At 69.8% G+C, this 24,420-nt stretch carries 25 protein-coding genes and 1 pseudogene; 12 read left to right on the top strand and 14 right to left on the bottom strand.

The annotated features are described in order from the left end of the window. The first annotated feature begins 15 nt into the window (after positions 1–15). The gene (nadC, locus tag AC07SQ_RS11355; protein ID WP_495271162.1) at positions 16–894 is read left to right on the top strand and encodes a carboxylating nicotinate-nucleotide diphosphorylase; all 879 of its coding nucleotides are present in this window, start codon (positions 16–18) and stop codon (positions 892–894) included. 6 nt (positions 895–900) lie between these two features. After that, entirely contained in the window at positions 901–2,016 is a 1,116-nt protein-coding gene (nadA, locus tag AC07SQ_RS11360) for a quinolinate synthase NadA (RefSeq protein ID WP_495271161.1), read from the top strand. A 10-nt stretch (positions 2,017–2,026) separates the two neighbouring features. On the opposite strand, the gene AC07SQ_RS11365 is transcribed toward nadA, so the two are convergent. From AC07SQ_RS11365 to AC07SQ_RS11395, 7 genes are all read right to left on the bottom strand, one after another. Further along, a complete protein-coding gene (locus AC07SQ_RS11365; RefSeq protein WP_062477101.1) occupies positions 2,027–2,389 on the bottom strand; it encodes a 6-carboxytetrahydropterin synthase in 363 nt (120 codons plus the stop codon). Positions 2,390–2,429: 40 nt separating this feature from the next. Next, positions 2,430–3,068, bottom strand: coding sequence for a 7-carboxy-7-deazaguanine synthase (queE, locus tag AC07SQ_RS11370; protein WP_495265159.1), 639 nt, complete (start codon positions 3,066–3,068; stop codon positions 2,430–2,432). Continuing rightward, complete coding sequence (gene panC / locus AC07SQ_RS11375; protein ID WP_495271160.1) at positions 3,065–3,907, bottom strand: pantoate--beta-alanine ligase; 843 nt, start codon at positions 3,905–3,907, stop codon at positions 3,065–3,067. The genes queE and panC overlap by 4 nt, the downstream gene beginning before the upstream one ends. Before the next feature lie 19 nt (positions 3,908–3,926). Further along, positions 3,927–4,832, bottom strand: a complete 906-nt coding sequence (gene panB / locus AC07SQ_RS11380; protein WP_495271159.1) for a 3-methyl-2-oxobutanoate hydroxymethyltransferase — start codon at positions 4,830–4,832, stop codon at positions 3,927–3,929. 72 nt (positions 4,833–4,904) lie between these two features. Then, the gene (nadB, locus tag AC07SQ_RS11385) at positions 4,905–6,488 is read right to left on the bottom strand and encodes an L-aspartate oxidase (RefSeq protein ID WP_495271158.1); all 1,584 of its coding nucleotides are present in this window, start codon (positions 6,486–6,488) and stop codon (positions 4,905–4,907) included. 20 nt (positions 6,489–6,508) lie between these two features. Continuing rightward, positions 6,509–7,345 (bottom strand): segregation and condensation protein A, encoded by an 837-nt coding sequence (locus AC07SQ_RS11390; protein ID WP_056578351.1) that lies wholly within the window; start codon positions 7,343–7,345, stop codon positions 6,509–6,511. A 68-nt stretch (positions 7,346–7,413) separates the two neighbouring features. After that, positions 7,414–7,620 (bottom strand): DUF3460 family protein, encoded by a 207-nt coding sequence (locus AC07SQ_RS11395; RefSeq protein WP_062477114.1) that lies wholly within the window; start codon positions 7,618–7,620, stop codon positions 7,414–7,416. Between the two features lie 39 nt (positions 7,621–7,659). On the opposite strand from AC07SQ_RS11395, the gene AC07SQ_RS11400 reads away from it, so the two are divergent. Next, the gene (locus AC07SQ_RS11400; protein WP_062477116.1) at positions 7,660–8,163 is read left to right on the top strand and encodes a hypothetical protein; all 504 of its coding nucleotides are present in this window, start codon (positions 7,660–7,662) and stop codon (positions 8,161–8,163) included. 8 nt (positions 8,164–8,171) lie between these two features. On the opposite strand, the gene AC07SQ_RS11405 is transcribed toward AC07SQ_RS11400, so the two are convergent. Beyond that, positions 8,172–9,851, bottom strand: coding sequence for a SulP family inorganic anion transporter (locus tag AC07SQ_RS11405; protein ID WP_062477119.1), 1,680 nt, complete (start codon positions 9,849–9,851; stop codon positions 8,172–8,174). A gap of 134 nt (positions 9,852–9,985) precedes the next feature. Between AC07SQ_RS11405 and AC07SQ_RS11410 the strand changes: the two genes are divergently transcribed. Continuing rightward, positions 9,986–11,698, top strand: a complete 1,713-nt coding sequence (locus tag AC07SQ_RS11410) for a hydrogenase maturation protein (RefSeq protein WP_495271157.1) — start codon at positions 9,986–9,988, stop codon at positions 11,696–11,698. A gap of 7 nt (positions 11,699–11,705) precedes the next feature. On the opposite strand, the gene AC07SQ_RS11415 is transcribed toward AC07SQ_RS11410, so the two are convergent. The 4 genes from AC07SQ_RS11415 to AC07SQ_RS11430 are packed head-to-tail and all read right to left on the bottom strand — an operon-like array spanning position 11,706 to position 14,885. Beyond that, positions 11,706–11,930: a hypothetical protein gene (locus tag AC07SQ_RS11415; protein ID WP_307696242.1), complete on the bottom strand. Its 225-nt coding sequence runs from the start codon at positions 11,928–11,930 to the stop codon at positions 11,706–11,708. Further along, positions 11,917–13,116, bottom strand: a complete 1,200-nt coding sequence (locus AC07SQ_RS11420) for a CaiB/BaiF CoA transferase family protein (protein ID WP_495271156.1) — start codon at positions 13,114–13,116, stop codon at positions 11,917–11,919. Before AC07SQ_RS11420 ends, AC07SQ_RS11415 begins: the two co-directional genes overlap by 14 nt. Beyond that, complete coding sequence (locus tag AC07SQ_RS11425) at positions 13,113–14,087, bottom strand: Bug family tripartite tricarboxylate transporter substrate binding protein (protein WP_369631702.1); 975 nt, start codon at positions 14,085–14,087, stop codon at positions 13,113–13,115. The genes AC07SQ_RS11420 and AC07SQ_RS11425 overlap by 4 nt, the downstream gene beginning before the upstream one ends. Positions 14,088–14,129: 42 nt before the next feature. After that, positions 14,130–14,885, bottom strand: coding sequence for an enoyl-CoA hydratase/isomerase family protein (locus AC07SQ_RS11430; RefSeq protein ID WP_495271155.1), 756 nt, complete (start codon positions 14,883–14,885; stop codon positions 14,130–14,132). 58 nt (positions 14,886–14,943) lie between these two features. On the opposite strand from AC07SQ_RS11430, the gene AC07SQ_RS11435 reads away from it, so the two are divergent. Continuing rightward, positions 14,944–15,615, top strand: coding sequence for a GntR family transcriptional regulator (locus AC07SQ_RS11435; RefSeq protein WP_495271154.1), 672 nt, complete (start codon positions 14,944–14,946; stop codon positions 15,613–15,615). Positions 15,616–15,635: 20 nt separating this feature from the next. Here the strand turns inward: AC07SQ_RS11435 and metG are convergent, their stop codons facing one another. Further along, positions 15,636–17,732 carry a methionine--tRNA ligase gene (gene metG, locus AC07SQ_RS11440; protein ID WP_354343040.1) on the bottom strand — a complete coding sequence of 699 codons (2,097 nt, stop codon included), beginning with the start codon at positions 17,730–17,732 and terminating at the stop codon, positions 15,636–15,638. Positions 17,733–17,958: 226 nt separating this feature from the next. On the opposite strand from metG, the gene AC07SQ_RS11445 reads away from it, so the two are divergent. From AC07SQ_RS11445 to AC07SQ_RS11465, 5 genes are all read left to right on the top strand, one after another. Next, positions 17,959–18,990 (top strand): isocitrate/isopropylmalate dehydrogenase family protein, encoded by a 1,032-nt coding sequence (locus AC07SQ_RS11445; RefSeq protein ID WP_495271153.1) that lies wholly within the window; start codon positions 17,959–17,961, stop codon positions 18,988–18,990. 23 nt (positions 18,991–19,013) lie between these two features. Continuing rightward, complete coding sequence (locus AC07SQ_RS11450; RefSeq protein ID WP_495271152.1) at positions 19,014–19,739, top strand: phosphodiester glycosidase family protein; 726 nt, start codon at positions 19,014–19,016, stop codon at positions 19,737–19,739. A 41-nt stretch (positions 19,740–19,780) separates the two neighbouring features. Beyond that, positions 19,781–20,482, top strand: coding sequence for a YceH family protein (locus AC07SQ_RS11455; protein WP_495271151.1), 702 nt, complete (start codon positions 19,781–19,783; stop codon positions 20,480–20,482). A gap of 85 nt (positions 20,483–20,567) precedes the next feature. Continuing rightward, complete coding sequence (locus tag AC07SQ_RS11460; protein ID WP_495271150.1) at positions 20,568–21,023, top strand: hypothetical protein; 456 nt, start codon at positions 20,568–20,570, stop codon at positions 21,021–21,023. 44 nt (positions 21,024–21,067) lie between these two features. Then, positions 21,068–21,427, top strand: a complete 360-nt coding sequence (locus AC07SQ_RS11465) for a hypothetical protein (RefSeq protein ID WP_307696232.1) — start codon at positions 21,068–21,070, stop codon at positions 21,425–21,427. Between the two features lie 27 nt (positions 21,428–21,454). Here the strand turns inward: AC07SQ_RS11465 and AC07SQ_RS11470 are convergent, their stop codons facing one another. Beyond that, entirely contained in the window at positions 21,455–21,928 is a 474-nt protein-coding gene (locus tag AC07SQ_RS11470) for an Lrp/AsnC family transcriptional regulator (RefSeq protein WP_495271149.1), read from the bottom strand. 91 nt (positions 21,929–22,019) lie between these two features. Between AC07SQ_RS11470 and AC07SQ_RS11475 the strand changes: the two genes are divergently transcribed. Then, a complete protein-coding gene (locus AC07SQ_RS11475; protein WP_495271148.1) occupies positions 22,020–23,201 on the top strand; it encodes a M20 aminoacylase family protein in 1,182 nt (393 codons plus the stop codon). Positions 23,202–23,229: 28 nt separating this feature from the next. Further along, positions 23,230–24,402, top strand: a pseudogene (locus AC07SQ_RS11480) (diaminopropionate ammonia-lyase); the annotation flags it as partial. Positions 24,403–24,420: the final 18 nt, after the last annotated feature.

The raw sequence follows: 24,420 nt of genomic DNA on the forward strand, positions 1-24,420 counted from the left end.
AGAGATTCCAGAGACATGAGCCCTCGCTTTGATTTCTCGGCGTCGGCCGTCGCCGCGCTGGCCGAGTCCGACGTCGCCCGCGCCCTGCAGGAAGACGTCGCCGACGGCGACCTGACCGCCTCGCTGGTCGACGCCTCCCGCACCGCCCATGCCCGCGTGCTCGCACGCGAAACCGCCGTGGTGTGCGGCGCGCCCTGGGTCGAGGCCACCGTGCGGCGGCTCGATCCACAGGCGCGCATCACCTGGCTGTGCGGCGAGGGCCAGCGCTGCGCCGCCGACCAGCCCGTGCTCGAAATCGAAGGCGGCGCCCGCGCGCTGCTGACGGCCGAGCGCACCGCGCTCAACTTCCTGCAGCTGCTGAGCGCCGTCGCCACCAAGACCGCGCTGTATGCCGACGCCGTGAAGGGCACCCGTGCCCGCATCGTCGACACCCGCAAGACCCTGCCGGGCCTGCGCCTGGCGCAGAAGTACGCGGTGCGCACGGGCGGCGGGCTGAACCACCGCATCGGCCTGTACGACGCGGTGCTCATCAAGGAAAACCACATCGCCGCGGCCGGTGGCGTGGCCGCCGCCCTGCGCGCGGTGGCGCCCGTGGCCGCGCAGGCCGCCTTTGTCGAGGTCGAGGTCGAGACCCTGGCCCAGCTGCAGGAAGCGCTGGACGCCGGCGCCCGCATGGTGCTGCTCGACAACATGGACCTGCCCACGCTGCGCGAGGCCGTGCGCCTGAACGACGCCGTGGGCGACGATCGCAAGGCCGTGCTCGAGATTTCGGGCGGCGTCACGCTCGACGGCCTGCGCGCCCTGGCCGAGACCGGTGTCGACCGGATCTCGATCGGCGCGTTGACCAAGGACGTGAAGGCCATCGACTACTCGATGCGCTTCCTGAACCACTGAACCGCCATGACGACCGCTTCCGTCATCGATGTCGACTACGAACAGCCCGCGCAAGGCGCGGTCTGCGACACGCGCCACGCCTGGGCCCGCGTGCCCCCCGAGCCTTCGCCCGATGAACGCGTCGCGCTGAAGGACCGCATCCGCCGCCTGCTGCGCGAGCGCAACGCGGTGATGGTGTCGCACTTCTACGTGCACCCCGACCTGCAGGACCTGGCCGAGGAGACCGGCGGCATCGTGAGCGATTCGCTCGAGATGGCGCGCTTCGGCCGCGACCACGCCGCCACCACGCTGGTGGTGTCGGGCGTGCGCTTCATGGGCGAGACCTCGAAGATCCTCTCGCCCGAAAAGCGCGTGCTGATGCCCGACCTGGACGCCAACTGCTCGCTCGACCTGGGCTGCCCGGTCGACGCCTTCAGCGCCTTCTGCGACGAGCATCCCGACCGCACCGTGGTGGTCTACGCCAACACCAGCGCGGCCGTGAAGGCGCGTGCCGACTGGCTCGTCACTTCCAGCTGCGCGCTCGACGTGGTGAACGCATTGCATGCGGCCGGCCAGAAGATCCTCTGGGGCCCAGACCGCCACCTGGGCGACTACATCCGCCGCCAGACCGGCGCCGACATGGTCAGCTGGAACGGCGCGTGCATCGTGCACGACGAATTCAAGGCGCTCGAACTCGAGCTGCTCATGAAAGAACACCCGAAGGCCAAGGTGCTGGTGCACCCCGAGTCGCCCTCGGATGTGATCGCGCTGGCGCATGCGGTGGGGTCCACCTCGGCGATCCTGAACGCGGCGCAGCGCTTCGACGCGACCGAGTTCATCGTCGCGACCGACACCGGCATGCTGCACAAGCTGCGCACGCTGAACCCCGGCAAGACCTTCATCGAAGCGCCCACGGCGGGCAACGGCGGCACCTGCAAGAGCTGCGCGCACTGCCCGTGGATGGCGATGAACGGGCTGGTCGAACTGGCGAATGCGCTGGAAACCGGCGCGGGTGAGATCCACGTCGATCCGGCACTGGGCGTGCGCGCGCGCGTGCCGATCGATCGCATGCTGGCGTTCACCGCCGGACTGAAGAACGGCCAGACGCCGGGCAGCCTGGTGGCCGGCATCGGCGCGGCCTGACCGACAGCGGCTAGAACTCCACCGTACAGCTGTCGCCGAGCGCCTCGCGCCACACGCGCACGCGCGCCAGCGACGGCCGCAGGTCGGGCAGCGCGTCGGCGATGAACACGCACAGGTTTTCCAGCGTCGGCGGATGCAGCCCCGGCACGTCGTCCAGCAGGTGGTGGTCGAGCTGCTCGCGCACGTCCTCGAGCCGGCGGCGCAGCAGGCCCAGGTCGATCACCATGCCCGTCACCGGGTCGCGCTCGCCCGCCAGCCACACCTCCGCGTGATACGTGTGGCCGTGAATACGGCGGCTGCCTTCGACCTCGATCTCGCGTTTGAGCGTGTGGGCGGCGTCGAAGAAGAAGCGTTGGCTGATGGTGAAGCGCATCGTCAAAAAAGAAACTCGAAACTAAAAAGGGGCCGCTGCGTCAGCGGATGCCCGTGATCTTGTGGGTCTGCACGCTCAGGCGCCACACCGGCTGCTTCATGCATTCGGCGATGCACAGCTCGGTGTTGGCGAGCCGGTCGGGCCCGTCCATCGGCTGCAGGAAGCGGTGCGTGAATTCGCCGGTGCGTGCCATCGCATCGAGGTCAATGCCGGCTTGCGGCCACACCAGCTTCAGCTCCTGGCCGCGCTGCTGCACCCACGGCGCGCCAGCCTTGGGGCTGATGCACAGCCAGTCGATGCCGGCGGGCGCGACGACCGTGCCATTGCTCTCGACCGCGATGCGGAAGTGCCGCGTGTGCAGCGCGTCGACCAGCGCCGCATCGACCTGCAGCAGCGGCTCGCCGCCCGTGAGCACGACCAGCCGGTGCGCGGTGTCGCCGGCGGGCCATTGCGCAGCGATGGTGTCGGCGAGCTGGTCGGCGCTCTTGAACTTGCCGCCCAGCGTGCCGTCGGTGCCGACGAAGTCGGTGTCGCAGAAACGGCAGACGGCCGTGTCGCGGTCTTCCTCGCGGCCGGTCCAGAGGTTGCAGCCGGCGAAGCGGCAGAACACGGCCGGCATGCCGGCCTGGCCGCCTTCGCCCTGCAGCGTGTAGAAGATTTCCTTGACGCTGTAGGTCATGTGGCGAGCGGCGTGTCGATTTCGAGGTTGTCGATGAGCCGCGTGCTGCCCAGCCGCGCGGCGGCCAGGGCCACGAGCGCATCGCCGGGTTGCGGCGCCTGCAGGTCGGCGCGGCGGCGCAGCACCACGTAGTCGGGCTGCCAGCCGCGCTGCGCGAGCGACTGCATGGCACGCGCCTCGAGGGCGGCCACGTCGCGCTCGCCGGCGCGCACGGCCTCGGCCATGGCCCGCAGCGCCTGCGACAGCTGCACGGCCTCGGCGCGCTCGGTGGCGCTCAGGTAGCCGTTGCGCGAGGAGAGCGCCAGGCCGTCGTCGGCGCGGAAGGTCTCGCCGCCGACGATCTCGATGGGCAGCGCGAACTGCCGCACCATGTGGCGGATCATCATGAGCTGCTGGTAGTCCTTCTTGCCGAACACGGCCACGCGCGGCTGCACGCACTGGAACAGCTTCATCACCACCGTGCACACGCCGATGAAGAAGCCCGGGCGAAAGTGCCCTTCGAGCAGGTCGGCCAGCGCCGGGTCGGGGTGCACCTTGCAGGTCTGGGGCTCGGGGTAGAGCGCCTTCTCGTCGGGCGCGAACAGCACGTCGCAGCCGGCGGCGCGCAGCTTCTCGCAGTCGCTGTCCCAGGTGCGCGGGTAGGTGTCGAAGTCTTCGTGCGGCAGGAACTGCAGGCGGTTCACGAAGATGCTCGCCACGGTGGCGTCGCCCAGCGGCTTGGCCTGGCGCACGAGCGCGAGGTGGCCCTCGTGCAGGTTGCCCATGGTGGGCACGAAGGCGGGGCGCTGGCTGGAAGACAGGTGCTGGCGCAGTTCGTCGATGGTCTTGGCGATGTACATGGTCGGTGTCCTTCTGTGCTTACCAGGCGTGGAGCCGGTCGTCGGGGAAGCTGCCGTTCTTCACGGCCTGCACGTAGGCCTGCAGCGCGGGCAGCACGCCCGGCGCATCGGCCATGAAGTTGCGCACGAACTTCGGCATCTTCCCGAGGTTGATGCCCAGCATGTCGTGCAGCACGAGCACCTGGCCCGCGGTGGCCTTGCCGGCGCCGATGCCGATGGTGGCGCAGTGTTTCAGCTCCGTGGTGAGTTCGGCGGCCAGCGCGGCCGGCACCATCTCGAGCACCAGCATGGCGGCGCCCGCGTCCTGCAGCGCGTGGGCCTGCTGCTTGAGCAGCGCGCCGGCGGTGTCGCCCTTGCCCTGCACGCGGTAGCCGCCGAGCGCGTGCACGGTCTGCGGCGTCAGGCCCAGGTGGGCGCACACGGGAATGCCGCGCTCGACCAGGAAGCGCACGGTCTCGGTGGTCCAGCCGCCGCCTTCGAGCTTGACCATGTGCGCGCCGGCCTGCATCAGCACGGTGGCGCTACGAAGAGCCTGCTCGCGCGATTCTTGATAACTGCCGAAGGGCAGGTCGGCGATGAGCCAGGTCGTGCCCTGCACGCGGCGCAGGCCGCGCGAGACGCTGTCGGTGTGATAGCGCATGGCTTCCAGGCTCACGCCCACGGTGCTGTTCAGGCCCTGGCAGACCATGCCCAGCGAGTCGCCGACCAGCAGGCAATCGATGCCGGCCGCGTCGGCCATGGCCGCAAAGGTGGCGTCGTAGGCGGTGAGCATGGCGATCTTCTCGCCGCGCGCATGCATGTCGGCCAGCCGCGGCAGGCTCACGGGCTTGCGCTGCGCCAGGGGCGAGGCGGGCGGCAGCGTGCCGTAGGGCGAGGCGGGCGGGGCTTCGGACGGTGGGGTGGGGGGGGTAGGGGTGTTCGACATGGTTGGCTTTCTCCCTGCGGGCGTCGGTGGCCGGGCATCCTGAGGGTGATCGAAAGGTGACGAAGGGTGGGCTCAGTCGACCGGCGGCACCAGCACGGTGGGTGCGGTGGGCTCGGCCAGCGAAGGGTAATCGCGACTGAAATGCAGGCCACGGCTCTCGTGGCGGGCCTGCGCGGAACGCACGATCAGCTCGGCCACCTGCACCAGGTTGCGCAGCTCGAGCAGGTCGCGCGTGACGTGGAAGTTCGCGTAGAACTCCTGGATCTCGGCCTGCAGCAGCGCGATGCGATGGCTCGCACGCTCCAGGCGCTTGTTGGTGCGCACGATGCCGACGTAGTCCCACATGAAGCGGCGCAGCTCGTCCCAGTTGTGGGAGATGACCACGGCTTCGTCGGCGTCGGTGACGCGGCTTTCGTCCCAGGCGGGCAGCGCGGCGCGTTCGCGCGACGGCGCTTGCGCAATGGCGTTGGCCGCGGCGCGCGCGAACACCATGCACTCGACCAGCGAGTTGCTGGCCAGCCGGTTGGCGCCGTGCAGGCCGGTGCAGGCGGTTTCGCCGATGGCATACAGGCCCGGGATGTCGGTGCGACCGGCTAGGTCGCTGAGCACGCCGCCGCAGGTGTAGTGCGCGGCGGGCACCACGGGAATCGGCTCGCGCGTGATGTCGATGCCCAGCTCCAGGCAGCGCGCCAGGATGTTGGGGAAGTGTTCCTTCAGGAACGCGGGCGGTTGGTGCGAGATGTCGAGGTACACGCAGTCCAGGCCGTGCTTCTTCATCTCGAAGTCGATGGCGCGGGCCACCACGTCGCGCGGCGCGAGTTCGGCGCGCTCGTCGTGCTTCGGCATGAAGCGCGTGCCGTCGGGCAACTTGAGCAGGCCGCCTTCGCCGCGCACCGCCTCGCTGATCAGGAACGACTTGGCGTGCGGGTGGTACAGGCAGGTCGGGTGGAACTGGATGAACTCCAGGTTCGACACCCGGCAGCCCGCGCGCCAGGCGGCGGCAATGCCGTCGCCGGTGGCGGTGTCGGGGTTGGTGGTGTACAGGTACACCTTGCCCGCGCCGCCGGTCGCCAGGATGGTGTGCGGCGCGCGGAAGGCCAGCACCTCGTCGGTCTCGTCGTCCAGCGCGTACAGGCCCTGGCAGGACGGATCGGCCAGCCCGAGCTTGGTGCCGGTGACCAGGTCGACCAGCGTGTGGTGCTCGAACAGCGTGATGTTGGGCGTGCGGCGCACGCGCTCGATCAGCACCTGCTGCACGGCCGCGCCGGTGGCGTCGGTCACGTGCACGATGCGGCGCTGGCTGTGGCCGCCTTCGCGCGTCAGGTGCAGGTCGCCGCCTTCTTCCGAAAAGGGCACGCCCAGTTCGCGCAGCCAGCCGATGGCCTGCGGCGCGCCCTCGACCACGAAGCGCGTGGCCTCGGGGTCGCACAGGCCGGCGCCGGCGACCAGCGTGTCTTCCACGTGGGCGTCGAAGCTGTCGCCCGCCGCCAGCACGGCCGCGATGCCGCCCTGAGCCCAGGCGCTGGAGCCGTCGTTCAGCGCGCGCTTGGTGAGCACGGCCACGCGGTGCGTGGGGGCCAGGTGCAGCGCGGCGGAGAGGCCTGCGAGGCCGCTGCCGACAATGAGGACGTCGAAGTCGCGAACGGCGGAAGTCACAGGCGTGGGAACCGGTTGGGTCAGGCCGGCGAGTAGGCCAGTCGGACGTAGATGGGGGCGAAGGCCTCGGCCTGCGTGATGTCGATCAGCGTTTCTTTCGCGAGCTCGAGCATCGCGATGAAGGTGACGATGAGCACCGGCACGCCGCGCGAGACGTCGAAGAGCTTCTCGAACTCGACGAAACGCTGGCCCTGCAGGTGGCGCAGCACGATGCTCATGTGCTCGCGCACGTTGAGTTCTTCGCGCGAGATCTTGTGGTGCTGCACGAGCTTGGCGCGCTTCATGATGTCGGCCCAGGCGTCGCGCAGCTCGACCACGTCGACGTCGGGAAAGCGCGGCTTGATCGACTGCTCGATATAGACCTGGGCCTTCCAGAAATCGCGCCCGTAGGTCGGCAGCGCGCTGATGGCGGCGGCCTGCAGCTTGGTCTGCTCGTACTCCATGAGCCGTCGAACCAGCTCGGCGCGCGGGTCTTCGGCCTCTTCGCCGTCGGCCACCTTCTTGGGCGGCAGCAGCATGCGCGACTTGATCTCGATCAGCATCGCGGCCATCAGCAGGTACTCGGCCGCGAGCTCGAGGTTGGTCTGGCGGATCTCGTCGACGTAGCTCAGGTACTGCCGCGTCAGGCCCGCCATCGGGATGTCGAGGATGTTGAAGTTCTGCTTGCGGATCAGGTACAGCAACAGGTCCAGCGGGCCCTCGAAGGCCTCCAGGAAAACCTGCAGCGCCTCGGGCGGGATGTACAGGTCCTTCGGCATCGCGAACAGCGGCTCGCCGTAGAGCCGGGCCAGGGCGACCTGGTCGACGACCTCGGGCATGCTGGCCACGATCGTGCCGTTGTCCTCGTCTGCGCTCATGAGGAGGTTGCTATCAACTTAATAGCTGTGCGCGCAGGCTGGGCGGCGGGATGCCGGGTGGGCACCATTCACTTGGGTTGGGTCTGGTAGACGTACGGCTGCATCGGCACGCGCGCTTCGCTGTACTCCTCGAGCAGGCTGCGGTCGAGGTGCTTGTCCCACAGCAGGGCGCGGCCGGCGCGCTGTTCGGCCTCGAGCGTCGGCTTCTTTTGCTTCATCTCCTCGATGAAGTTCGTGATCTCGGAGGTGTAGTGGGGGCGGCGGAAGATGGACATAGACTGGACCTTTATCGCTCGAATTTTACCGGGGACGGCATGCAACGATTTCAGAAGGGCCGGATCGGCCTCGTGGCAGGACTGCTGGCGGCGCTGATCGGGCTCGCGGGCTGCGATCCGCAGCGCATCAGCGAACTCGAAGAAGGCGTCTCGACCGAGGCCGACGTGCGTGCGCGTTTCGGCGAACCCGAGAACGTCTGGGACGTGCCCAACGGCCGCGTGCTGGAGTTCAACCGCCAGCCGCAGGGCCAGAAGAACTACATGATCACCATCGGCGCCGACGGCAAGATGAGCGCGCTGCGCCAGGTGCTCACGCCCGAGAACTTCGCCAAGGTGCAGCCCGGCATGATGATGGAAGACCTGCGCAAGCTGCTGGGCAAGCCGGCCAAGGTCACGCCCTATGCGCTCAAGCGCGAAACCGAATGGGAATGGCGCTGGGTGCAACCACCGAATTCGTCGATGGTCTTCACCGCCACGCTGAACGACGACCAGCGCGTGGTGCGCAGCGGGTCGTCGCCTGATCGGGGCACCGAGGCGCCGTAACGCGGCGATCAGGCGCCGTGCGACGCGCCGGGCTGGCCCGTCGTCAATTCCTCGGCAAAGCCCGAGCGCTCCAGCACCTCGAGCGGCTGCGGCTGCAGCGACTCGATGCGCAGCAGCCCGTCGCGCGCCAGCACCGCCCGGTGCAGCTGCCGCAGCGCATCGACGCCGGTGGCGTCGATGTAGATCAGGTGCGTGGCGTCCAGCACCAGCGTCATGCCGCGCGGCGCGCGCTCCGCGGCGTTCACTGCTTCGTCGAGCTTGGCCGCTGCGCCGAAGAACATCGCGCCGTACAGCCGGTAGGTGAGCACCGGCGGCTGCAGCGTCACCAGCTCGACGCTGAACAGCCCGCTCATGCGCCGGATGAAGAGCGCGCACGCCAGCACGATGCCCACCTGCACCGCCACCGTGAGGTCGAACACCACCGTGAGGAAGAAGGTGCCGAGCATCAGCAGGCGGTAGTGGCGGCTGAAGTGGCGCAGCTGGCCGGGTGTGAACTCGCGCCATTCGCCCATGTTCAGCCCCACGAACACCAGGATGCCCGCCAGCACCGCGAGCGGCACATGGCGCGCCAGCGGCGCTGCCAGCAGCACCACGACCAGCAGCGTGACCGCATGCACGATGCCCGCAATGGGCGAGCTGCCGCCGGAGCGGATGTTGGTCACGGTGCGCGCGATGGTGCCTGTGGCCGGCATGCCGCCGAAGAAGGGCGTGACCAGGTTGGCGATGCCCTGCGCCATCAGCTCCTGGTTGGGGTCGTGGCGCGGCTGGCCGCTGACCTGGTCGGCCACGCGCGCGCACAGCAGCGACTCGATGGCGCCGAGCAGCGCGATGGTCAGCGTCGGCGTCACCAGCTGCTTGACGGTCTCCCACGAGAAATCGGGCAGCGCGAAGGCCGGCACGCCCTCGGGAATGCCGCCGAAGCGCGTGCCGATGGTCTCCACCGGCAGCGCGAAGCCCCACGACACCAGCGTGAGCGACACCAGCGCGACGATCGGCCCCGGGATGCGCCCGACGATCTGCACCGGGCGCGTCTGCACCCAGCGTCCGCCCACGCGCTGCACCGCACGCGCCAGCGCCGAGTCGCCGCGAAACAGCCGCGACCACGCCAACAGCCCGAGCACGCAGGCCAGCCCGAGCGCGAAGGCGTGCGGGTTGAAGGTGTCCAGCCGCAGCGCCATCGCGTGCAGCTGCGAGAACACGTCGGCCGGCATGCGCTCCACCGTGAGGCCCAGGAGGTCTTTCAGCTGCGACAGCAGGATCAGCACCGCGATGCCGTTGGTGAAGCCCACCACGATCGACAGCGGCACGAAGCGCACCAGCCGCCCGAGCCCGAACAGCCCCGCCATGAACAGCAGCACGCCCGCGCAGGCGGTGGCGATCAGCAGGTTGGCCACGCCGTAGCGCTCGACGATGCCGTAGACGATCACGATGAAGGCGCCCGCCGGGCCGCCGATCTGCACGGCCGAGCCGCCCAGCAGCGAGATCAGGAAGCCCGCGATGATCGCCGTCCAGATGCCGGCCTCGGGCTTGAGCCCCGAGGCGATGGCAAAGGCCATGGCCAGCGGCAGCGCCACGATGCCCACCGTGGCGCCCGCGCCGAGGTCCCCCAGGAACCGCCCCCGGTCGTAGCCGGCCATCGTGTCCAGCAGGCGGGGGCGAAAGCGGGTGAGGTTCAGCGGCGACGACATGTGCGGTCATTGTGGCCCGGCCGTCGCGGCGGCCCCGCGATTTCCCGGCGGTGAGTACTTTCAGTCAGCTTATCGGCGGCGAGGCTGAAAGATACATTTTTGACGTTTAGAAACAAACGTCAATGAGGTCGCCCATGCACATCCTGCTCGTCGCGAGTGCGTTCAACAGCCTCACGCAGCGCGTGCTGGCCGAGCTCCAGGACCGGGGCCACACCGCAGGCATCGTGCTGGCGCTCGGCGACGACGAGGCGCTGCGTGAAGCGGTGCGCCAGCACGCGCCGGCGCTCGTCATCGCGCCGATGCTGACCACGGCGATCCCCGAGGACGTCTGGCGCGCCCACATCTGCCTCATCGTGCACCCGGGCCCGCCCGGCGACCGGGGCCCGTCCTCGCTCGACCGGACGCTGCAGGGCGGCGTCGACAGCTGGGGCGTCACCGTGCTCGAAGCCGTGGCCGAGATGGACGCGGGCGATGTCTGGGCCTGGTCGCCGCTGAAGGTGCCGCCGCAGGCCGGCAAGAGCGACCTGTACCGCGGCGAGGTGGCCGATGCCGCCGTCGACGCCGTGCTGCTGGCCGTCGAGCGCTTCGCCTCGGGCACCTACAAGCCGAAGCGGCAGAAGGCGGCCGACCTCGCCGCCGGCTGGCGGCCCTTCATGAAGCAGGCCGAGCGCCGCATCGACTGGGCCACGCAGACCACCGAATCGGTGCTGCGGCAGCTGCGCGCAGCCGATTCGCAGCCCGGCGTGCTCGACGAGCTGCTGGGTGCGCCGTGGTACCTGCACGGCGGCCATGCCGAGGACGAACTGCGCGGCACGCCCGGCGAACTGATCGCCACCCGCGCCGGCGCCGTCTGCCGCGCCACCGTCGACGGCGCGGTCTGGCTCACCCAGCTGCGGCCCTGGCGCGAGCCGGGTTCCGGTTTGCCGAGCTACAAGCTGCCGGCCGTCGAGGCGCTGGGCGCGCGGCTGCCCGCCGGCCTGCCCGAGGTGGCCGCGCCGCTCGAGTTGCCCGCTGGCCGCCGCACCTGGACCGACATGCGTTACAGCGAGCACGGCGCTGTCGGCGTGCTGAACTTCTCGTTCGCGGGCGGGGCCATGAGCACCGCGCAATGCCGGCGTCTGCTGGCGGCTTACCGCTTCGCCAGCACCCGCCCAACGTCGGTGCTGGTGCTCGGCGGGCTGCGCGACTTCTTCTCCAACGGCATCCACCTGAACGTGATCGAGGCGGCGGCCGATCCGGCCGAGGAGTCGTGGGCCAACATCCACGCGATGAACGACCTGGTCGAGGCCGTGCTCACCACCACCGACCGCCTCACCGTGGCCGCGCTGGGCGGCAATGCCGCGGCCGGCGGCGTGATGCTCGCGCTCGCGGCCGACGAGGTGTGGTGCCGCGACGGCGTAGTGCTCAACCCGCACTACAAACTCATGGGCCTGCATGGCTCCGAGTACTGGACCTACAGCCTGCCGCGCCGCGTGGGCGCCGACGAGGCCGCGCGGCTCACGCAATCGGCGCTGCCCGTGAGCGCCAAGCGCGCGGTGGCGCTGGGCCTGGCGCAGCGCGTGCTGCAGGCCGCGCCGGAAGAGCTGGGTGACGAGGTCGGCCGGCTGGCCGCGCAACTGGCGGCATCGCCGGACCTGGCCGCGCGCCTGGCGGACAAGCAGGCGGCGCGTGTGCGCGACGAGGCGGTCAAGCCGCTGCAGGCGTATCGCGACGAGGAGCTGGCGCACATGCGGCGCAATTTCTTCGATCCCGCCGAGCCGCACGCGGCGCTGCGTTCGGCCTTCGTGCGCAAGGAAAAGGCACAGCACACGCCCGCGCACCTCGCGGCGCTGGGCTTGCCGCGCTGAACGGCCCTCAGTCCTTGCTGTCGGGAATCACCGCGTCGGCCGCCGCGCCCACGGCCTTGCCGGTGATGCGCGCGGTGCCGATGGCGGCATCGGCCGCGAGGCCGACTGCGCCGGCGCCCACGCTCACGGCCGTGCTCGCGACGCTGACCACCGCGCAGCCGCTCAGCAGCAGCGCACTCGCGAGGCCGAGCGCGGAAAGGACGAGGGGGCGGAGGCGGTCACTGCGTTGCATGGGCGGATTCTGCACCCGCAGCGCTGGATCGGGCGAGCGACGCCAGGATCGCCTCGCGGTCCTGGTCCAGCCGTGGCGGTTGCCGCCGCACCTGCGTGCGCAGCCCGCCGACGTGCACCGGGTTGCCCGCCACCGTGAGCGGCTGACCGCCCTGCGTGCGCACCTGCACCAGCATCTCGCGCGCCTGCACCTGCGGGTCGTTCACCACTGCGGCCACGTCGTTGTACTCGCCGGTGGGGATGTTGTGCTGCATCAGCAGCGCCTGCCAGTGCGCGCAGGGCGCGGTCGACAGGCGCTCTTCGAGCAGTTGCTTGAGCGCCTCGTGGTGCTGGCAGCGCGCCGGGTTGGTGGCAAAGCGCGCGTCCCCGGCGAGCGCGGGCAGCTCGAGGGCAGTGCACAGGCGCTGGAACAGCGTGTCGTTGCCTGCCGCGATCACGAACCAGCCGTCGGCCGCGCGGAACACGTCGAAGGGCGTGATCGACGGATGCCGCGAGCCGATCGGCCCCGGCGCGCGGCCCTCGGCCTCCATGCGCGAGATCGCGTTCTCGAGCAGCGCGACCTGGCAGTCGAGCATGGCCACGTCGACCCGGTCCCCCAGCCCGGTGCGTCCGCGCTGCAGCAGCGCGGCCTGCGTGCCGACGGCCGCGTACAGCCCGGCGCCGAGGTCGCCGATCGACACGCCCACGCGCGTCGGCGGCGCGCCCGGGTGGCCGGTGAGGCTCATGATGCCGCCCATCGCCTGCACCACCATGTCGTAGGCGGGGCGCCTGCTGTAGGGCCCGGTCTGGCCGAAACCCGAGACCGAGGTGAACACCAGTTTCGGAAAACGCGCGTGCAGCGTCGGCCAGTCGTAGCCCAGCTTTTCCATCGTGCCGGGCCGGAAGTTCTCGACCAGCACGTCGGCCGTGGCCAGCAGCTGCTCGAAGACCGCGCGGTCGGCCGGCGCCTTCAGGTCGAGCGCGATCGACTCCTTGTTGCGATTGACCGACATGAAGTAAGCCGAGTCGCCCTCGACGAAGGGGCCGATCTGCCGCGCGTCGTCGCCCAGGCCGGGTTGCTCCACCTTGATGACGCGCGCGCCCAGGTCGGCGAGCAGCAGCGTGCAGTACGGGCCCGCGAGCACGCGCGTGAGGTCGATGACGGTGAAGCCCTGCAGCGGGCCTGCCTTGGGTGCGTGCGCGGTCATTCGACGCTCGCGCCCGAGCGCTCGGTGAGTTCCTTCGACTTCGCGCCTTCGGCCAAGGCCCAGGCACGGAATTCGGCGAGCGACTTCGACGGCGCCGACTCGTTGCCCGACTTCTCCATCCGCGCCTTGACCTCGGGGTCGTTCAGCGCCGCCACGCTGGCGTCGAACAGCTTCTGAGCCACCTCCGGCGGCAGGCCGGCCGGGCCGAAGAGGCCGAACCAGAAGGTGTAGTCGTAGCCTTTCACGCCGGCCTCGGCCACGCTGGGCACGTCGGGAAAGAGCGGCGAGCGCTGGCCCGAGGTGACGGCCAGCACGCGCAGCTTCTGGCCCTGCGCCATCGGCAGCACCGAGGGCGGCGTGCCGAAGGTGAGCTGCACGTCGCCCGCGGCCACGGCCTGGATCGACGGCGCGCCGCCCTTGTACGGCACGTGCAGCATCTGCACGCCGGCCGCCTTCTCGAACGAGAGGCCCGCCAGGTGCGTCACCACGCCGGCGCCCGACGACGAGTACGCCAGCTTGCCGGGGTTCTGCCGTGCCTCGGCGATCAGCGCCTGCACGGTCTTGGCGCTCACGTCCTTGTTCACCGCGAGCAGCATCGGCGCGGAACTCCAGCGCGAGATCGGCACGAAGCTCCTGGCGCCGTCGTACTTCACGCTCTTGTAGAGCAGCTTGTCGCTGCCGTAGAGGTTGGCGCTGCCCAGCAGCAGCGTGTAGCCGTCGGGCGCGGCGCGCGCGACCTGGTCCGACGCGATGGTGGTGCCGGCGCCCGGCTTGTTGTCGATGACGATCGGCTGGCCGAGCAGCTTGCCCAGCTTGTCGCCGACGATGCGTGCCACCGTGTCGGCGCCGCCGCCGGCGGGGAAGCCCACCAGCAACGTGATCGGGCGCGAGGGGTAGGTGTCGGCCAGTGCGCCGGCCGAGGCCAGCAGCGCGGCGGCGGCGAACGAGAGGGCTCGCAGTTCTTGCTTCATGGGTTTGTCTCCTGGGTCTTGTGTAGGGAAGGGCGGGCGCGCTCAGCGGCCCTGGAACACCGGCGTGCGCTTCTCGCGCCAGGCCCGGCCGCCCTCGGCGAGGTCTTCGGAGGCGACGGTGCGCTGCACCTCGCGCGAGATCGCGGCCGCGTCGGCGGTGCCGCGCGCGATCTGGTTCAGGTGCTTCTTCATGCCCAGCAGCGCCAGCGGCGCCATGCCGGCGAGCACGGTGCGCAGGCGCTGCACCTCGGCGTCGAGCGCGGCGGCGTCGTTGACCAGCTGCGTGAGAAAGCCGCAGTCGCGCATGGCGGCGCCGTCGAGCTTCTCGGCGGTGAGGAAGAGGCGCTTGGCCGTGTCCAGCCCCAGCCGCGACACGTAGCGTTCCATGCCGCTCTGGTAGTAGTGCAGGCCGAGCCGCGCGGCCGGCATGAACATCTCGGCGCTGCGGGCGCCCACGCGGAAGTCGCAGGCCAGCACGAGGTCTGTCGCGCCGCCGTAGACGCCGCCATGCACCGCCGCGATGGTGACGGCGCGGCAGTTTTCGAACACATCGACCATCTCGCCGAAGCTGCGGCCCTCGGTCTGGCTCTGGGTGGCCACCTCTGATATATCAAACCCGCTGCAGAAGTACTTGCCCTCGGCGCGCAGGACGAGCACCAGCACCTCGGGCGTGCGGTTCACTGTGTCCACATGCTGGATCAGCACGGGAAGATCGTCCGGCGTGAGCTTGTTGGCGGCCTGGGGACGGTGCAGCGTCAGGTAGGCCACGTGGCCGTCGATCGCGAGGGTGGGAGACATTGATGTACCAAACAGATGAATTGATATATCTGTAAGGTTAGCTAATATCCAGATCGCCATGCAACCCGCGAAAACCCTCGACACCCACAGCCTGCAGGACCGCATCCGCGCCCGGCTCGAACAAGACATCCTGGGCGGCGTGCTGTCGCCCGGCATGGCCATCGACGAAAAGGCCCTGGCCCTGAGCTTCAACACCTCGCGCACGCCGGTGCGCGAGGCGCTGCTGCTGCTCAGTGCGCGCGGGCTGGTCGACATCGTTCCGCGCACCGGCATCTACGTGCGCCAGCTGCGGGCGAACGAACTGGTGGCGATGATGGAAGCGCTCGGCGAGCTCGAAGGCGTGCTGGCGCGCCTGGCCGCGCTGCGCATCGGCCCGGCGCTGCGCGAGGAGTTGCTGCGCGCACTGGCCGGCACCGCCGCGCAGGCGCAGGCGGACGACGCCGAGGCCTACCAGCAGGCCAACGCCGTGCTGCACGACGTGATCTACCGCGCCAGCGGCAACCCCTTCATCGTGGAGCAGGCGCAGACCGTGCGGCTGCGCATCTCGGCCTACCGTGGGCGGATGTTCGAGAAGCCCGGCCGGCTCGCCGCTTCACAGCGGGAGCACGAACGGGTGGTCGAGTGGATTCTCAAAGGCCACGCGGACAACGCCGCGGAGGCGATGCGCGACCACATCTCGGTGGGCGGCAAGGTGTTCGCCGACCTCGTGTTGAACAACAAGTTCGGCTAGTTCTTCTTTGCGTGGTCGGGTCAGCGCACGCGCATGCCCGGCGTCGCGCCCGCCCAGGGCTCGAGCACGTGGATGCCCGGGTGGGCCTTTTCGTCGCCGTGGCTCGCGGCCAGCACCATGCCTTCGCTGACGCCGAACTTCATCTTGCGCGGCGCGAGGTTGGCGACCAGCACCGTGAGCTTGCCCACGAGCTGCTCCGGTTGGTAGGCCGAGGCGATGCCGCTGAACACGTTGCGCGTCTTGCCTTCGCCCGCGTCGAGCGTCAGGCGCAGCAGCTTGGTCGAGCCCTCGACCTTCTCGCAGGCCACGATCTTCGCGATGCGCAGGTCGATCTTCGCGAAGTCGTCGATGGTGATGGTCGGCGCGATGGCTTCGCCGCCGGGCAGTTCCTGCGCTTCGGTGGCGACGGGTGCGGCAGCCGCGGCTTCGGGCACGTCGAACAGCTTGTCGACCTGCTTGGGGTCGGCGCGCTGCATCAGGTGCTTGTAGTCGCCGATGGCGTGGCCGGCCGGCAGCGCCTGCGCGGCGTCGGCCCAGGTCAGCGGCGCGATCTTCAGGAAGGCCTCGACGTTCACGGCCAGCGCCGGCAGCACCGGCTTCAGGTACAGCGTGAGCAGGCGGAAGGCCTCGATGCACACCGTGCACACGTCGTGCAGGCGCGCCTCGGCGCCTTCCTTCTTGGCCAGTTCCCAGGGCTTGTTCTGGTCAACGTACTCGTTCACCTTGTCGGCCAGCGCCATCACCTCGCGCAGCGCGCGGGCGTAGTCGCGACCGTCGTACAGCGACTGCACCTGCGTGGCGGCGGCACGCAGCGTGGACAGCAGCGTTTCGCCGTCGGCCGACACCGCGCCCAGCTGGCCGCCGAAGCGCTTGCCGATGAAGCCGGCCGCGCGGCTGGCGATGTTGATGTACTTGCCCACGAGGTCGCTGTTGACGCGCGCCACGAAGTCGTCGGGGTTGAAGTCAATGTCCTCGTTGCGGCCGTTGAGCTTGGCGGCGATGTAGTAGCGCAGCCATTCGGGGTCGAGCCCGATCGACAGGTACTTGAGCGGGTCGATGCCGGTGCCGCGGCTCTTGCTCATCTTCTCGCCGCTCACCGTCAGGTGGCCGTGCACGTACACGGCGTTGGGCGCCTTGCGGCCGCTGAAATGCAGCATCGCGGGCCAGAACAGCGTGTGGAAGGTGATGATGTCCTTGCCGATGAAGTGCACCTGCTCCAGCTCGGGGTCGGCCATGTACTCGGTGTACGAGATGCCGTCGCCGCCCAGTTCGATGCAGCGCTTGTCCAGCAGGTTCTTCAGCGAGGCCAGGTAGCCCACGGGCGCGTCGAGCCACACGTAGAAGTACTTGCCCGGCGCATCGGGGATCTCGATGCCGAAGTAGGGCGCGTCGCGGCTGATGTCCCAGTCGCCCAGGCCGCCCTTGCCTTCGTCGTCCTTGTAGAGCCACTCGCGGATCTTGTTCTGCACCTCGGGCTGCACGTGGCCGGGGGCGGCGGTCCATTCCTTCAGGTAGGCCTCGCAGCGCGGGTCCGACAGCTTGAAGAAGAAGTGCTCCGAGCTGCGCAGCTCGGGCTTGGCGCCCGACAGCGCCGAGTACGGGTTGATCAGCTCGGTGGGTGCGTACACGGCGCCGCACACCTCGCAGTTGTCGCCGTACTGGTCCTTCGAATGGCAGTTGGGGCACTCGCCCTTGATGAAGCGGTCGGCCAGGAACATGCCCTTGGCCGGGTCGTAGAACTGCTCGACGCTCTTGGTCTCGATGAGGCCGTTGGCGCGCAGGTCGCGGTAGATGTCCTGCGCCAGCTGGTGGTTCTCGGGCGCGTCGGTCGAGTGCCAGTTGTCGAAGGCGATGTGGTAGCCGTCGAGGTAGGGCTTGCGGCCCGCGGCGATCTCGGCCACGAAGGCCTGCGGCGTCACGCCGGCCTTGTCGGCCGCGATGGTGATGGCCGCGCCGTGCGCGTCGTCGGCGCACACGAAGTTGACGTCGGCGCCATTCATTCGCTGGTTCCGCACCCAGATGTCGGCCTGGATGTATTCCATCATGTGGCCGATGTGGAACTTGCCGTTGGCATACGGCAGGGCGGTGGTGACGAAGAGCTTGCGCGGGGCGGACATCGGGGAGGGCGCTTTCGGGAGTGACGAACGGAAGGGGCGCGGGGCCCGTGGAGGCGGCCAGGGGCCGCGTCCGGGAACCGGGCATTTTAGGCGGCCCGTCCCGCGGCCGCCGCCATGGGGCTGCTCACCCCGCTGGCGGGGTTCCCGGAGTGACCCCGAAGGCCGCGGGGGTGTCGCCCGTGCGACGTATGCTCGCAGCCTCTTTACTGAAAGTGAGCCGCCGCCGATGACCACCTCGATCCCCGCAACCCTCATCCCCGGCGACGGCATCGGCCCCGAGATCGTCGACGCGACCCTGGCGGCGCTCGACGCGCTGAAGGCGCCTTTCGTGTGGGACACCCAGATCGCCGGCCTGGGCGGCGTCAAGGCCTCGGGCGACCCGCTGCCCAAGGCCACGCTGGACAGCATCCGCAGCACCCGCCTGGCGCTCAAGGGCCCGCTCGAAACCCCCTCGGGCGGGGGCTACCGCTCGTCGAACGTGCGCCTGCGCGAGGAGTTCCAGCTGTACGCCAACCTGCGCCCCGCGCGCACCATCATCCCGGGCGGGCGCTACGACAACATCGACCTGACCGTGGTGCGCGAGAACCTCGAGGGCCTGTACATCGGCCACGAGCACTACGTGCCCATCGACGGCGACCCGCACGCCGTGGCCATGGCCACCGGCGTCAACACCCGCAAGGGCAGCCGCCGCATCCTCGAATACGCGTTCGACACCGCCGTGGCCACCGGCCGCAAGAAGGTCACGCTGGTGCACAAGGCCAACATCATGAAGGCGCTCACCGGCATCTTCCTGGAGACTGGCCTGGACCTGTACGAAGAGAAGTACAAGGGCCAGTTCGAGCTCGACACCGTGATCATCGACGCCTGTGCGATGAAGCTGGTGCTCAACCCCTGGCAGTTCGACATGCTGGTGACCACCAACCTGTTCGGCGACATCCTCTCGGACCTCGTGGCCGGCCTGGTCGGCGGCCTGGGCATGGCGCCCGGCGCCAACATCGGCACCAACGCCGCGATCTTCGAGGCCGTGCACGGCTCGGCGCCCGACATCGCCGGCAAGGGCATCGCCAACCCGACCGCGCTGCTGCTGGCGGCCGCGCTCATGCTCGACCACGTCAAGCGGCCCGAACTGGCCACGCGCCTGCGCACCGCCATCGACCAGACGCTCAACCTGGACAACGTGCGCACCGGCGACCTCGGCGGCAGCGCCGGCACGGCGGCCTTCACGAAGGCGCTGGTCGCGCGCATCCACGGCGGCTGAGAAAAGCAGACAGTGCAGGTCGCATGAAAAAACTGCTGCTGCCTGCGCTGGTCTTCCTGCTCGCCGGCCTGGCGTGGTCCGCCGCCGGCGCCGTGGACGCGCCGCCGCGCTACACCGTCGTCAAGGTCGACCTGCGCACCGAAAAACTCGCGCTGTTCCTGAACGACGACACCGGTGCCGCCTTCAAGCGCTTCGACCGGCTCGAGGCCTGGCTGAAGGCGCGCAACAAGCAATTGCTGTTCGCGGCGAACGCCGGCATGTACCACGCCGACTTCGCCCCCGTCGGCCTGCTGGTGCGCGAAGGCCGCGAGGAAGCACCTTTGAACCTGGCCGACGGCGTCGGCAATTTCTTTCGCAAGCCCAACGGCGTGTTCCTGGTGACGGCCGAGGGGCCGCGCATCGTCGAGGCGTCGGAGTACCCGGCGATCGCCGCGAAAGGCGGCGTGCAGCTGGCGACCCAGTCGGGCCCGCTGCTGCTGCGCCACGGCGCGGTGCACCCGGCACTCATTCCGAATTCGGATTCGCGCAAGACCCGCAACGGCGTGTGCGTGTCGGGCACCACCGCGGTCTTCGTCCTCGCCGAGACGCCGGTGAATTTCTACGACTTCGCGCTGTACTTGCGCGATGTGCTGCATTGCCGCGACGCGCTGTACCTCGACGGCACCGTGTCGGCGATCTATTCGAAGACACTGCAGCGCAACGACTTCGTGCGCGATCTCGGGCCGATGCTGGCCGTGGTGGCGCCCTGAGGCCCGGTTGCCTTTTCACTTCTGCCCTTTCTCCCAGAGCCATGTCCACACCGCTGCCCGTCCTGTCCCTCCTTGAAACCCGCGTGCTCGGTGTGCTGGCCGAAAAGCAGCGCACCGTGCCCGACAGCTACCCGCTCACGCTCAACTCGCTGGTGTCGGGCTGCAACCAGAAGACCAGCCGCAACCCGGTGCTCGAACTCAGCGAGTCGCAGGTGCAGGCCGCCATCGACAGCCTGAAGGGCTACAGCCTCGTGGCCGAGACCAGCGGCGGGCGCGCCTTCCGCTACGAGCACAACATCGACCGCGTGCTGCGCATTCCGTCGCAGTCGGTCATCCTGCTCACCGTGCTGATGCTGCGCGGCCCGCAGACCGCCGGCGAACTGCGCATCGCCTGCGACCGCATGCACAACTTCGCCGACATCTCGTCGGTCGAGGGCTTTCTCAACGAACTCGCCGAACGGCCGGCCGGCGCGCTGGTGGTGAAGCTGGCGCGCCTGCCGGGCGCGCGCGAAAGCCGCTGGGCGCACCTGCTGAGCGGGCCACCGGCGGAAGAGGTGGCGGGGCCGGGGACATCGGGCGACGGTGCCTTCGCCACGAACGGCGATTCGCTTGGCGAGGTTGCGGCGCTCAAGGCCAACGTGGCGCGGCTGGAGACCGAGGTGGCATCGCTGAAGGCGCTGCTGGGGCGCGTGTGCTCGGAACTGGGCATTTCTCCTGACGCGCCGGACGTACCCGAGGCCTGATCCTCCCGCTTCACAAAGGCTTCATCCAGGCCGCACATTCGCCGCCTACCGTCGGACCCATTGCGAACCCAATGGAGCTCCGACCATGGACCACGGACAAACAGCCGCCTGGCGCGACCCCGCGCCCTTCGACGACATCACCCGGCGCCTGCTGGGCGGGCTGGCAGCACTCGCTGGCATCGCCAGCCTCTACGCCTTCTTCTGGTGGGCCGCCTCGGCCACCGGCTTCCTGCTGTTCGACGGCTGGTGGCACACCTGGCGCGGCCTGGGCACGGCCCTCGCGTTCCGCGACGCCGACTCGGCGTTCTACCTGCTGAGCTGGACGCTGTCGGTCGTCGGCGGCGCGATCGGCTGGGTCGCGCTGGTCGCGCTCGCCGTGACCCACCGGCGCGGCTGGCGCGCGGTGCCGATGTGGATCAAGGCCGGCTGCCTGCTCGGCGCGGTCGCAGGGCTGGCCTTCGAACCCGGGCGGCTGCTGGCGCTGGCGCCGATCGTCGGCGCGGTGCTGCTGATGCTGCGGTCGATGGTGCCGGCGCGTTGAGCCCATCGGCTATCGTCGGCTTCCACGTCGTTCGCGGGAGCCGCATGACCTACGCCTGTCCCCATTGCCGCCAGCCGGGCATCGCCGCCATGGCCAAGCGCTGGTCCAGCCGCGAAACGCCTGCGGCGTGCGGGCGCTGCGGCAAGCTCTCGCATGTGCTGGCCAGCACCTCGAGCGGGATCGGGGTGGCGGGCCTGCTGATCATCGTGCTGTCGGGCATCGCCGCAGCCGCATGGGACATGGCGCCGCTGCTCTTGCTTGGCGTGGGCCTGGCGGTGGCCAACAACTTCCTGGCCTGGCGCCGCGCCAGGCTGTGGCCGATCTCGAAGGAAAGCGCCGACAGCGCCAAGAAGGCCGGCTGGTTCGTCCTGGGCCTGCTGGCGCTGTTCGGCCTGGGCTCGTGACGCTGCGCGCCGCCTGAGCCCGCGCGCTCAGCGCTCTGCCGACACCGGCACATCCAGGCTCACCTTCACCGGGTCCATCGTCACCAGCGTGCGAAAGCGCTTGACGTTGTTGCTCTGGAAAAACAGCTGGCGGGTGAGCGCCGTGTACTGCGCCATGTCGCGCACCACGCACACGAGGATGAAGTCCCACTCGCCCGTCACGTAGTAGCACTGCTGCACCTGCGGGCAGTCGCGAAAGCTTTGCTTCATGGCGTCGAGCCGTTCGATCTGCTCGCTTTCGGCCTCGACTTCGACCACGATGGTGAGCGGGTGCCCGAGCGCGGCGGGCGACAGCACGGCGCCGTGGCGCTGGATCACGCCCTCGTCGCGCAGGCGCTTGAGCCGTCGGTTCACCGCCGCCGTCGACAGGTGGATGCGCTCGCCCAGTTCGCCCTGTGAGAGGCGGCTGTCGGCCTGGATCAGTTCGAGCAGGCGCAGGTCGAGGGCGTCGAGGGGTGTCATGAGAAGAAAGGGCAGGCTTCGCGCAAAAACGTTGCGTGGTAGTGGCTCATTTTGCGCACCTGTCCCGCTGCGTTGTCAATAGCATCTCGCCATGAAGTTTCCAGACGCACCCCTGCGCGACCAGCTGGCCGGCTGGCGGCACCAGCTGCATGCGATGCCCGAGACCGGCTTCGAGGAGGCGAAGACCTCGGCCTTCATTGCCAACGCGCTGCGGGCGCTGGGGCTCGAGGTGCACACCGGCATCGGCGGCACCGGGCTGGTCGCCAGCCTCACGGTCGGCAGCGGAACCGGCGTGATCGGCCTGCGCGCCGAGATGGACGCGCTGGCCATCACCGAACTGGCGACCGAGCGGCCCTACGCCTCCGGCACGCCCGGGCGCATGCACGCCTGCGGCCACGACGGCCACATGGCGATGGTGCTCGGCGCCGCGCAGCTGCTGCGCGAGCGGCGCGATTTCGACGGCACCGTGCGCTTCATCTTCCAGCCCGCCGAAGAGCACGGCCGCGGCGCCCGCGCCATGATGGACGACGGCCTGTTCGAACGCTTTCCGGTCGACGAGATCTACGGCCTGCACAACATGCCCGGCCTGCCCGCCGGCACCTTCGCCACGCGCGCGGGCGGCCTGATGGCGAGCGAGGACAACTTCGTCATCCACATCCACGGCCGGGGCACGCATGCCGCGCGGCCGCACATGGGCATCGACCCGATCGTGATCGGCGCGCAGATCGTGCTGGCGCTGCAGACCATCGTGTCGCGCACGCTCGACCCCGGCGCGCAGGCCGTGGTGTCGTGCACCGAGTTCATCACCGACGGCATCCGCAACGCGATTCCGTCGAACGTGGTCATCAAGGGCGACACGCGCAGCTACGACCCGACCGTGCAGCGCATGCTCGAGACGCGCATGCGCGAGATCAGCGAAGGCATCTGCCGCATGCACGGCGCGGAGTGCACGTTCAGCTACACGCACGAGTTCGCGCCCACCGTGAACTGGGCCGAATGCGTGCCGACCGCGGTGGCCGCCGCGACGGCCGTGGTGGGCGCCGGGAAGGTCGACGCCAACGTCGCGCCGATGATGATCTCGGAAGACTTCGGCGCCTTCCTGCGCGCCGTGCCGGGCGCCTTCGTCTTCCTGGGCAACGGCGCCGAGGGCGAGCCCGGCGGCACGCCGCTGCACAACGGCCGCTACGACTTCAACGACGCGGTGCTGACCACGGGCGCGCGCTACTTCGCGCAGATCGTGCGCCAGCGGCTTCCCGTGCGCACCGCCGCCTGATCCATTCTTCTTTTCCGGTTTTCTTCCCATGCTCTTCGCCAACCCTCACGCGCAACGGCGCGGCTACGACGCGGCCCTGCAGGCCGTCATGAACATCGCACGCGGCCGCGAGAGCCGCCAGTGGCTGTCCACCTGGGACCGGCTCTCGCCGCAGCCGACGCCGGCGTGGCCGCTGCCCCGGCTCGCGGCGCAACTGGGCATCGCGCAGGTCGTCGTGAAGGACGAATCGCGCCGCTCCGCGCTCGGCAGCTTCAAGGTGCTGGGCGCGCCCGTGGCCTTGCTGCGGCTCGTGCTGCGCCGCTGGCCCGAGCGGGGCTGGACACCGGCCGACCTGTTCGCGGGCCGGCACGCCGAGGCGCTGCGCGACTTCGTCGTCATCAGCGCGACCGACGGCAACCACGGCCGCGCATTGGCCGCGGCGGCGCAGAGCATGGGCTGCCGCTGCGTGATCGTGCTGCACGCGCAGGTCAGCGAGGAGCGCGAGGCGCCCATCGCCGCGCTCGGCGCCGAGATCGTGCGTATCGCGGGCAACTACGACGCCTCGGTCGAGGAGGCCGCGCGCCTGGCCAGGGTGAACGGCTGGGAGGTGGTCTCCGACACCTCCTACGAAGGCTACGAAGAGATTCCGCGCGACGTGATGCAGGGCTACGGCATCCTCGTCGACGAGCTGCTCGAGAACACCGCGCCCGGTGCGCCGTGCCCCTTCACCCACGTCATCGTGCAGGGCGGCGTCGGCGGGCTCGCGGCCGGCGTGGCGAGCCATTTCTGGGAGCGCTACGGCGCCGCGCGGCCGACCTTGATCGTCGTCGAGCCCGAGCAGGCCGACTGCCTGCTGCAGAGCGCGCGCAGCGGCCGGCCCGACCGCGCCACCGGCAGCGTCGATTCGGTGATGGCGGGGCTGGCCTGCGGCGAGACCTCGCCGCTCGCGTGGCGCTTCCTGCAGCCCTCGGTCGACCTCTTCATGACCGTCACCGATGCCGACGCCGAGCACGCCATGCGCACCTTCGCCACCGGCGAGGCGGGCGACGTGCCGGTGCTGGTCGGCGAATCCGGCGCGGCCGGCCTGGCCGCGCTGCAGGTGCTCGCGGCCGACCCTGAACTGGCGCGTGCCGCCGGCCTCGACGCCAGCTCGCGCGTGCTGCTGTTCAGCACCGAAGGCGCGACCGCGCCCGGCGTGTACCGCACGCTGACCGGCCGCACGGGCGAAAAAGTCGTGGCA

Source organism: Variovorax sp. GW821-FHT06D12 (assembly GCF_059419205.1).